The 10343-nt window shown below is 65.7% G+C and carries 10 protein-coding genes; 3 read left to right on the forward strand and 7 right to left on the reverse strand.

Going from position 1 to position 10343, the window contains the following annotated elements; genetic code table 11:
* A partial coding sequence (locus N878_RS03810) for a LysR family transcriptional regulator (RefSeq protein ID WP_031302708.1) occupies nt 1-505 on the reverse strand: 505 nt, incomplete at its 3' end.
* 143 nt (nt 506-648) lie between these two features.
* On the opposite strand from N878_RS03810, the gene N878_RS03815 reads away from it, so the two are divergent.
* Entirely contained in the window at nt 649-1491 is an 843-nt protein-coding gene (locus tag N878_RS03815; RefSeq protein ID WP_021442363.1) for a bifunctional allantoicase/(S)-ureidoglycine aminohydrolase, read from the forward strand.
* Nucleotides 1492-1605: 114 nt separating this feature from the next.
* Here N878_RS03815 and ahpF read toward each other — a convergent pair whose 3' ends face one another.
* The 3 genes from ahpF to N878_RS03830 form a co-directional block, all read right to left on the reverse strand.
* Complete coding sequence (gene ahpF / locus N878_RS03820) at nt 1606-3162, reverse strand: alkyl hydroperoxide reductase subunit F (RefSeq protein ID WP_021442364.1); 1557 nt, start codon at nt 3160-3162, stop codon at nt 1606-1608.
* Nucleotides 3163-3393: 231 nt separating this feature from the next.
* Nucleotides 3394-3957, reverse strand: coding sequence for an alkyl hydroperoxide reductase subunit C (gene ahpC, locus N878_RS03825; protein ID WP_021442365.1), 564 nt, complete (start codon nt 3955-3957; stop codon nt 3394-3396).
* A gap of 155 nt (nt 3958-4112) precedes the next feature.
* Entirely contained in the window at nt 4113-5075 is a 963-nt protein-coding gene (locus N878_RS03830) for a zinc-binding dehydrogenase (protein WP_031302709.1), read from the reverse strand.
* Nucleotides 5076-5204: 129 nt separating this feature from the next.
* Here N878_RS03830 and N878_RS03835 point away from each other — a divergent pair, with 129 nt between their 5' ends.
* Together N878_RS03835 and N878_RS03840 are read left to right on the forward strand one after the other, a co-directional pair.
* On the forward strand, nt 5205-7286 hold the full coding sequence (locus tag N878_RS03835) for a carboxy terminal-processing peptidase (RefSeq protein WP_021442367.1): 2082 nt from the start codon (nt 5205-5207) through the stop codon (nt 7284-7286).
* 302 nt (nt 7287-7588) lie between these two features.
* Nucleotides 7589-9352, forward strand: a complete 1764-nt coding sequence (locus tag N878_RS03840; protein ID WP_021442368.1) for a bifunctional diguanylate cyclase/phosphodiesterase — start codon at nt 7589-7591, stop codon at nt 9350-9352.
* Here N878_RS03840 and N878_RS03845 read toward each other — a convergent pair.
* The 3 genes from N878_RS03845 to N878_RS03855 form a co-directional block, all read right to left on the reverse strand.
* Nucleotides 9341-9823 (reverse strand): hypothetical protein, encoded by a 483-nt coding sequence (locus N878_RS03845; protein ID WP_031302710.1) that lies wholly within the window; start codon nt 9821-9823, stop codon nt 9341-9343. The two genes, N878_RS03840 and N878_RS03845, sit on opposite strands and share 12 nt — an antisense overlap.
* Nucleotides 9816-10181 (reverse strand): hypothetical protein, encoded by a 366-nt coding sequence (locus tag N878_RS03850; protein WP_021442370.1) that lies wholly within the window; start codon nt 10179-10181, stop codon nt 9816-9818. Before N878_RS03850 ends, N878_RS03845 begins: the two co-directional genes overlap by 8 nt.
* On the reverse strand, nt 10178-10343 hold a 166-nt coding region (locus N878_RS03855), incomplete at its 5' end, for a helix-turn-helix domain-containing protein (RefSeq protein ID WP_021442371.1). The genes N878_RS03850 and N878_RS03855, both read right to left, overlap by 4 nt.

A 10343-nucleotide genomic window follows, 5' to 3' on the forward strand; every position in this document is an offset into this window, starting at 1 on the left:
CGCGGCTGTCGAGCCAGGCCAGCGGCTCGGCCCAGCTGGCCAGGCCCTTGGCGCTGCCGGCGCGCTGCTTGATCAGCGCCAGATCCAGTTCGCCGGCGTTGAAGGCGCGCCACACGTCGTGGCTGAGACCGCTGGTGATCTCCAGGCGGATACCCGGATGGGCGTCGGCGAAATCGGCCAGATAGGGGGTCAGGCTATTGGCGGCGAAATCGTCCGGTACACCGAGACGCACCTCGCCTTCCACCGCACTTTGCCCCAGCGCCAGCATGGCTTCATCCATCAGCGCGACGATACGGTTGGCGTAGCCCAGCAGGCGCTCGCCCTCGGTGGTGGTCACCACGTAGCGGCCACTGCGGTCGAGCAGCTCGGCGCCGAGCTGCTCCTCCAGGCGCCGCACCTGCTGGCTGACGGTGGACTGGGTCAGGTGCAGACTGGCGGCCGCGCGGGTGAAGCCCCCGGTCTGCACCACGGCGAGAAAACTGCGTAACAGCACGGGATCGAGCATGTCGCCACCCATCATGAAAGCCACTGGCAGGCATTCTACTATTTAATTTCCGAATCCAGCCGCGAATTCCTATAGTGCATGGGAGCCCATTTTCCGCGCCGGGAGCCATCCCTGCGCCATTCACCCGCCGAGGCAATCTCTCGATGAGCAAATCGCCCTACTACTACGCCCCCCATGGCGGTCACCCAGGTCAGGAGCAACTGCTGACCGACCGCGCCATGTTCACCGAAGCCTACGCCGTGATCCCCAAAGGCGTGATGCGTGACATCGTCACCAGCCACCTGCCGTTCTGGGACAACATGCGCATGTGGGTCATCGCCCGCCCGCTGACCGGCTTCGCCGAAACCTTCTCGCAGTACATAGTCGAAGTCGGCCCGAACGGCGGCAGCAACAAGCCCGAGCTGGACGCCACTGCCGAAGGCGTGATCTTCGTCGTCGAAGGCGAATTCAGCCTGACCCTCAATGGCACCCAGCACGCCATGCGTCCGGGCAGCTACGCCTTCATCCCGCCGCAGAGCGATTGGTCGCTGCGCAACAACGGCAGCCAGGCCGTGCGCTTCCACTGGCTGCGCAAGGCCTATCAACCGGTCGAAGGCGTGCCTTATCCGGAAGCCTTCGTCACCAACGAGCAGGACATCGAGCCGATCGTCATGCCGGGCACCGAAGGCCGCTGGAGCACCACACGCTTCGTCGAGATCAGCGACATGCGCCATGACATGCACGTCAACATCGTCAACTTCGAGCCGGGCGGCGTGATCCCCTTCGCCGAAACCCACGTCATGGAACACGGCCTGTACGTGCTGGAAGGCAAGGCGGTGTACCGCCTGAACCAGGACTGGGTCGAGGTCGAGGCCGGCGACTTCATGTGGCTGCGCGCTTTCTGCCCGCAGGCCTGCTACGCCGGCGGCCCGAGCCGCTTCCGCTACCTGCTGTACAAGGATGTGAACCGTCAGATGCCGCTGACCCTGGGCGGTCTGAAGCGCTGAGCGATGCCATCCCTGTAGGGTGCGCCGTGCGCACCGATGAATAAGGGTCACGCACGGCGTACTACGAAAAAGGCCACCCCTAGGGGTGGCCTTTTTCATTCATGCAGCAACCGATCAGCTATGGCGGATCAGGTGATCGAAGGCAGACAACGATGCCTTCGAGCCTTCGCCCATGGCGATGACGATCTGCTTGTACGGCACGGTGGTCACGTCACCAGCCGCGAATACGCCGGGGATATTGGTCGCGCCCTTGGCATCGACGATGATCTCGCCGAAGCGGTTGAGCTCGACGGTGCCCTTGAGCCAGTCGCTGTTGGGCAGCAGGCCGATCTGCACGAAGATGCCTTCCAGCTCGATGCTGTGCAGCTCCTCGGTGGTGCGATCCTTGTACACCAGGCCGGTGACCTTCTGACCGTCGCCCTTGACCTCGGTGGTCTGCGCGCTCTTGATCACGGTCACGTTGGGCAGGCTGCCCAGCTTCTTCTGCAGCACGGCGTCGGCACGCAGGCTGTCGGCGAATTCCAGCAGGGTGACGTGGGCGACGATGCCGGCCAGGTCGATGGCCGCTTCGACGCCGGAGTTACCGCCGCCGATCACCGCCACACGCTTGCCCTTGAACAGCGGGCCGTCGCAGTGCGGGCAGAAGCACACGCCCTTGGCCTTGTATTCCTGCTCGCCGGGCACACCCATCTCGCGCCAGCGTGCGCCGGTCGACAGAATCACGGTCTTGGCTTTGAGCGAAGCGCCGTTCTCGAATTTGACTTCGTGCAGGCCGCCTTCGCTGCTGGCCGGTACCAGAGCCGACGCACGCTGCAGGTTCATCACGTCGACTTCGTATTCCTTGACGTGCTCTTCCAGGGCGCGCACCAGTTTCGGCCCTTCGGTTTCCTTCACCGAGATGAAGTTCTCGATGGCCATGGTGTCGAGCACCTGGCCACCGAAGCGCTCGGCGGCAATGGCAGTACGGATGCCTTTACGCGCGGCGTAGATCGCAGCCGAAGCACCCGCCGGGCCACCACCGACCACCAGCACGTCGAAGGCCTGCTTGGCGCTCATCTTCTCGGCGTCGCGGTTGGCGGCGCCGGTGTCGATCTTGGCGAGGATTTCCTTCACTTCCATGCGCCCGGAAGCGAAGACCTCACCGTTCAGGTAGATGCTCGGCACGGCCATGATCTGGCGACGCTCGACCTCTTCCTGGAACAGCGCACCGTCGATGGAGACGTTGCGGATGTTGGGGTTGAGCACGGCCATCAGGTTCAGCGCCTGGACCACGTCCGGGCAGTTCTGGCAGCTCAGCGAGAAGTAGGTCTCGAACTCGAACTTGCCTTGGATGCTCTTGATCTGCGCGATGGTGTCGGCGTCCAGCTTGGACGGGTGGCCGCCCACCTGCAGCAGCGCCAGCACCAGCGAGGTGAACTCGTGGCCCATGGGGATACCGGCGAAGGCAACGCCGGTGTCTTCGCCCGGACGATTCAGGGCGAAAGACGGACGGCGGGCATCGCTGCCGTCGGTCTTCAGGGTGATCTTGTCGGTCAGGCCGACGATGTCCTGGAGCAGGCCCAGCAGCTCCTGGGATTTCGCGCTGTCATCGAGGGACGCGACGATCTCGAACGGCTGGGTGACCTTTTCCAGATAGGCCTTCAACTGGGTTTTCAGATTGGCGTCCAACATGGTGGAGAGTCCTCAATGACAAGAATTCGGGGCGATTAAAAGATTGTCGGGAACAATTTTTAACGTCGCGCTGCGACAACCCGCTGGGTGGCCTGCCCTGAATGGCAGGCAATAAAATGCCCGGACGGATCGCGCCCGGGCATCGGGCACCACAAGGGCCGGTTGATGGCCCAAACAGCGCAGAGTTGGTCCTTTCCGGCCTGTGACAGACCGGAAAGGGAGCTGGCAGATTTAGATCTTGCCAACCAGGTCCAGCGACGGCGCCAGAGTGGCTTCGCCTTCTTTCCACTTGGCCGGGCAAACCTGGCCCGGGTTGGCGGCGGTGTACTGAGCGGCCTTCAGCTTGCGCAGGGTCTCGGAGACGTCGCGAGCGATTTCGTTGGAGTGGATCTCAACGGTCTTGATCACGCCTTCCGGGTTGATCACGAAGGTGCCGCGCAGGGCCAGACCTTCTTCGGCGATGTGCACGCCGAAAGCGTTGGTCAGGGCGTGGGTCGGGTCGCCGATCAGCGGGAACTGCGCCTTGCCAACGGCCGGCGAGGTTTCGTGCCAGACCTTGTGCGAGAAGTGGGTGTCGGTGGTCACGATGTAGACCTCGGCACCGGCCTTCTGGAACTCGGCGTAGTTGTTGGCGGCGTCTTCGATCTCGGTCGGGCAGTTGAAGGTGAAGGCGGCCGGCATGAAGATCAGCACGGACCACTTGCCCTTCAGGCTCTGCTCGGTGACTTCGACGAACTCGCCAGCGTGGAAAGCGTTGGCCTTGAACGGCTGTACCTGAGTGTTGATGAGGGACATCTCTGACTCCTTCTGAGGTTTCTGTGAGGGTTGAAAATTTACAGGGCGTATCTTAGCGGCCTAACGAAAAAAAGCTTATTGATTACGGCCATGATATTGATTGAATCAGCCAATCGCTGGCCGAGCCCGCGCCAGACGCGGGCTAGAGCTCTTGCTCAGACAAGATCGGGATCGATAAGCAGCGCGATTTTACCTGCAACCCGATTACCGGCGAGTGTCTCGAACGCCGCTTCGCTGTCTTTGAGCGCAAAACTGCGCTCCAGTTGCGGCTTCAAGCGGCCCTCGACGAACAGCGGCCAGACCTGCTGCTGCAGGTCGCGCAACAGGTCGGCCTTGAACTGGTCGTCGCGGTTGCGCAGGGTCGAGCCGATCAGCTGAATGCGTTTGCCCAGCACCTGTGCCAGGTCCAACTTGGCTTCGCGCCCGCCCATCAGGCCGATATTGATCCAGCGCCCGTCGCGCGCCAGCAGTTCCAGGTTGAGCGTCGCGTACTGACCGCCGACCGGGTCGAGAATCACATCGAAGGGGCCGAAATCGCGCAGGCCCTGCAGGTCGTCGCCGCGCAGCACGCCCCCCTGGGCGCCGAGCCCCTCGCAATAGGCCAGCCGCTCGGGCGAACCGACGCTGACCCAGCAGGGGCTGCCGAATGCCTTGCACAGCTGGATGGCTGCCGACCCCACGCCGCTGGCGCCGGCATGCAGCAGCACCTTCTCGCCCGGCTTCAAGGCGCCGAGCTGGAACAGGTTGAGCCAGGCCGTGGCATAGACCTCCGGCAACACCGCCGCCTCGACCAGACTCAGCCCCTCGGGCACCGGCAGGGCGTGACGGGCATCGACCACCACCTCCTCGGCCATGCCGCCGCCGGCCAGCAGGCAGCAGACGCGGTCGCCCACCTGCCAGGCGCTACCCGGCCCCACCTCGCTGATGACCCCGGCGCATTCCAGGCCCAGCGCCTCGCTGGCGCCGGGCGGCGGCGGATAGAGACCGGCGCGCTGCAGCAGGTCGGCGCGGTTGAGACCGGCGGCGGCCACCCTGACCCGAATCTGCCCCACGTCGCACGCCTGCGCCGGCTGTTCCAGCCACTGTGCCCGCCCTTCGACGCCTTGCAATGCCTTCATGCTGCCCCCATAGTGGAAGTGAAATCGGGCCCGACGTCGACCGTCGGCCTCCCGCCTGGCGCCAACGGAACCTGGCGCGCTCAATTACGGCCTAATATGCGTTATCACCTGCCACTACGTCGAATCAGCATGAAGCGCTCTCTCGCAAGCACCGCCCTCGCCCTCGTCCTCGGCCTCAGTGCCCTGCCGTTGGCGGCCAAGACCACCAGTGCCGCCGACTGGGACTACCTGCAGCCGGATCGCGAGCAGGTGATTGCCAGCCTCAACGTGGTGGAACTGCTCAGGCGCCACCACTACAACAAGCCACCGCTGAACGACGAACGTTCGCTGCAGATCTACGACAACTACCTCAAGTTGCTCGACCCGGCGCGCAGCTACTTCACCGCCGCCGATATCGCCGAGTTCAACCAGTGGCGCACCAAGTTCGACGACCTGCTGAAAAGCGGCGACCTCGAACCCGGCTTCGTCATCTACCGCCGCCACCTGGTGCGCCTGCAGGAGCGCCTGGAATTCGCCCTGGCCGAGCTGGCCAAGGGCGTCGACAAGATCGACTTCGGCGTCGACGAGAGCCTCGAAGTGGACCGCGAGAAGGCGCCCTGGGCGGCGAACCGCGCCGAGCTCGACGAGCTGTGGCGCAAGCGGGTCAAGGACGAGGTGCTGCGTCTGAAGATCGCCGGCAAGGACACCAAGGACATCCAGGAACTGCTGACCAAGCGCTACAACAACCAGTTGGCGCGGCTCAAGCAGACCCGCGGCGAGGACGTGTTCCAGGCCTATATCAATGCCTTCGCCACCACCTACGACCCGCACACCACCTACCTGTCGCCGGACAACGCGGAAAACTTCGACATCAACATGAGCCTGTCGCTGGAGGGCATCGGTGCGGTGCTGCAGAGCGACAACGAGCACGTCAAGGTGGTGCGCCTGGTGCCGGCCGGCCCGGCGGAGAAGAGCAAGCAGATCGCCCCGGCGGACAAGATCGTTGGCGTGGCCCAGGGCAACGGCGAGATGGTCGATGTGATCGGCTGGCGCCTGGACGAAGTGGTCAAGCTGATCCGCGGGCCGAAGGGCTCCACCGTGCGCCTGGAGGTGATCCCGGCGAGCAACGCGCCCAGCGACCAGACCAGCAAGGTGGTCACCATCACTCGCGAGGCGGTCAAGCTCGAGGAGCAGGCGGCGAAGAAGAAGGTCCTCGAACTGGCCCACGAGGGGCGCAACTACAAGCTCGGGGTCATCGAGATTCCGGCCTTCTACCTGGACTTCAAGGCCTTCCGCGCCGGAGACCCGAACTACAAGAGCACCACCCGCGACGTCAAACGCCTGCTCAGCGAGCTGAAGGCGGAGAAGGTCGACGGCGTGGTCATCGACCTGCGCAACAACGGCGGCGGCTCGCTGCAGGAAGCCACCGAACTGACCGGCCTGTTCATCGAACAGGGCCCCACCGTGCTGGTACGCAACGCCGACGGCCGCGTCGATGTGCTCGCCGACGAGAACACCGGCACCTATTACACCGGCCCGCTGGCGGTGCTGGTCAACCGCCTGTCCGCCTCGGCCTCGGAAATCTTCGCCGGCGCCATGCAGGACTACCACCGCGCGCTGATCCTCGGTGGCCAGACCTTCGGCAAGGGCACGGTGCAGACCATCCAGCCGCTCAACCACGGCGAACTGAAGCTGACCCTGGCCAAGTTCTACCGCGTCTCCGGGCAGAGCACCCAGCACCAGGGGGTGATCCCCGACATCCTCTACCCGGACGTGATGGACACCAAGGACATCGGCGAGAGCGCCCTGCCCGCCGCCCTGCCCTGGGACAGCATCCGCCCGGCGATCAAACCCGAGCTGGATCCGATCAAGCCCTTCCTCGCCGAGCTGACCACCCGGCATGACCGGCGCACCGCCAACGACCCGGACTTCGTCTTTACCCGCGACCGCCTGACCCTGGCCAAGCAGCTGATGGCCGAGACCCGCGTCAGCCTCAACGAACACACCCGTCGCGCGCGCCAGGCCGAAGTCGAGGCCAAGCAGCTGAAGCTGGAGAACAACCGCCGCCAGGCCAAGGGCGAGGAACTGCTCAAGGAACTGCAGAAGGAAGACGAGGACGCCCTGCCGCCGGAAGACGACAAGAGCACCCCGGAAGACGACGCCTACCTGGCCGAGTCCGGGCGCATCCTGCTCGACTACCTGGGGCTGAATCCGTCTCTGGCGCTGCACTGAGAACCTGCTTTACGATCTCGCGAGCTAGAGCCATGCAAGGCAAAAACAGGCGAGGAAGCGGAGTTTACGAGCTGTAAATGAGCATTACTCGCTCCGCTCGCCCCTCCGGGCCGCACCAAGGTGCGTTAGCCGCAAGCGGCTTTCCGAGCCTGTTTTTAACGCAGCTGGGCCGAAGCGCAGCAGATCGTAAACAGGTTCTGAGACAAATCATCGGACGTCATCAAAGCGTCATCGAACTGTCGTGAAATGCGGGGGCCGGCCACAAGCCGGCCCTTTCGTTTTTTCGCCAGATCGAGACCACCATGACCGTCACCGAGCAGTTGAGCGCACTGGGGATCATCCTCGCTCACGGCGACCTCAACAGCCTGTTCCAGCCCATCGTCTCGCTGTCCGAGCAGCGCATCCTCGGCTACGAGGCGCTGACCCGCGGCCCCTCCAACAGCCCGCTGCACTCGCCGCTGACGCTGTTCGCCGTGGCCCGCCACGCCGGCCGCCTGAGCGAGCTGGAGATGGCCTGCCGCAAGAGCGCCTGCCAGCGCTTCAGCGCCCAGGGCCTGGAGGGCAAGCTGTTTCTCAACGTCTCGCCGGAATCCCTGCTCGATCCCAGCCACCAGCCGGGGCGCACCCTGCAACTGCTGCAGGCGTTCGGCATTCCGCCCAGCCAGGTGGTGATCGAACTCACCGAACAGTCGCCCACCGAAGACGTCGCCCTGCTCGACAACGCCCTGCACCACTACCGCGCCATGGGCTTTTCCATCGCCCTCGACGACCTCGGCGCCGGCTACTCCAGCCTGCGCCTGTGGTCGGAACTGCGCCCGGACTACGTGAAGATCGACCGCCATTTCATCGACGGCATCCACCTGGACACGGTCAAGCGCGAGTTCGTCGGCTCCATCCTGAAGATGGCCGAAGCCTCGCGCGCCCAGGTGATCGCCGAAGGCATCGAACTGGCCGAGGAACTGGCCGTGCTGGCCGAGATGGGCGTCGACCTGGTGCAGGGCTACCTGCTCAGCCGCCCGCAGGAAAAGCCGCCGCGCGATGCCCGCCAGCTGCTGCCGCGCCTGCAGGGCGGCCAGGTCGGCCAGGTCGGCCTGGGCGACGAAGGTCGCGACCTCGGCGCACTGCTGAACGAACAGCCGGCGGTCGACCAGCACACCGCCATCGCCGAGGTGCTGGAGGCCTTCCGCGCCCAGGCCAACCTCAACTCGCTGGCGGTCCTCGACGAGCAGCGCCAACCGGTCGGCATCGTCCATCGTCATTCGCTCTCCGAAGCGCTGCTCAAGCCGTTCGCCACCGACCTGTTCGCGCGCAAGCCGATCAGCCGGCTGATGAGCCAGGACTTTCTCGCCGTGGAACTGGCGCAATCGCTGCAGAAGGTCAGCCGCCTGCTCACCAGCCGCGCGCGCCAGCGCATCGAGGAAGACTTCATCATCACCCAGAACGGCCGCTACCTCGGCCTGGGCCGGGTGATCGACGTGCTCAAGCTGATCACCGAACAGAAGCTGCAGCAGGCGCGCCACGCCAACCCGCTGACCCTGCTGCCGGGCAACGTGCCGATCCAGCAGTGCCTGACCCGCCTACTGCAACAGGGGCGCACGGCGACGATCTGCTACGTCGACATCGACAGCTTCAAGCCCTTCAACGACCTCTACGGTTACGCCAAGGGCGACGAGGTGCTGCTGTGCCTGGCGCAGTGCCTGAACGAGCAGGTCGACCCGGCGCGCGACTTCGTAGGCCACATCGGCGGCGACGACTTCCTCCTGGTGCTCGGCTCGGCCGACTGGCGCGACAAGCTCGGCCGCCTGATCGAAGATTTCCAGAGCCAGTGCCGACGCTTCTACCGCGAAGAACACCTGCAGGCCGGCTGTTTCAGCGCGCACAATCGCCAGGGCCAGCGTCAGGAATTCGCCCTGCTGTCGCTCTCCATCGGCGTGGTAGGCCTGCAGGCCGAGGACTGCCCGAACCTGGACGCCGCGCAGCTGGCCGAACTGGCCTCGGAGGCCAAACGCCTGGCCAAGGCGGTGCCCGGCTACAGCCTGCATGTCCTCGAGCGGTTATCGGCCTGAGTCGCTCGCCTCGTCGGGCGCCGCATAGCGCGCGGCCGACTCGGGATCGGCCGCCAAACCGGGCGCGCCATCGCGGTACAGGCGGTGCAGACGAGCGGCGGCCAGCGGATGGCCGGCGGCGAACGCCAGCTCCCACCAGTGGGCCGCGGCCTGGCCGTCCGGAGCCTGGCGGGCATCGCCCTGCAGCGCCTGCACGCCCAACTGGTAAGCGGCCTTGCCGTCGCCGCCTTCGGCCGCCAGGCGCAGCAGGCGTAGCCCCTCCTCGCGCGCGCCGAGGCCCTGGCCGCGAAACAGCAGGATATGCCCGTAGAAACTCTGCGCCGGCACGTCGCCCAGCTTGGCCTGGCGCGCGTACTGCCCCTGCATCCACTGCCAGGCCCGCGGCTGGCGCAGCAGCCAGGGCCAGTGGAACAGGCGCCGGGCCAGCCAGTAGCCCAAGCCTGCGCGCAACCGCCAGAGCAGCCTAGACATCCGCGGGATAATCGAATTCGAACACGCGCACCACTTCGGCGGCATGCCAGGAGGCCGCAGCGACGCCGTCGGGGGCGCCGCTGAAGCGCCCCAGGCGGGTGACGCAGTCGAAGAAACCGGTACGCGGCAGGCGACTGGCGCCCTGGCTGATCACCAGGGCGCTGCGCAGCGGACGCTCGGCGCGGGCATCCAGCGCGGCCAGGTGCTCCAGCGCGGCGGTGAGGGTCTGCATGGCCGGCGGGGGCAGCTCCAGGCGCTCGATCAGCGCCCGGTAGGTCAGCAGATGGCGCTGGCGGCGGGCGTCGTCCAGTTCGTCGAGCAGGGCCTGCCAGTGCTGGCGGCTGATGCGTACGCTCAAGACCAGCCCTCCAGCTCCAGCGCCCAGGCCAGCGCGCGCAGGATGGCGGCGTCGGGCTGACGCTCGCCGCGCTCGATCATGGCCAGGTAATGCGGGCTGATGCCCACGCTGCGCGCCAGCGCCTCGGCGCTCAGGCCCTTGGCCTCGCGCAGGGCCTGCAAC

This window comes from Pseudomonas sp. EGD-AK9 (genome assembly GCF_000465935.2).
GTDB lineage: Bacteria > Pseudomonadota > Gammaproteobacteria > Pseudomonadales > Pseudomonadaceae > Aquipseudomonas.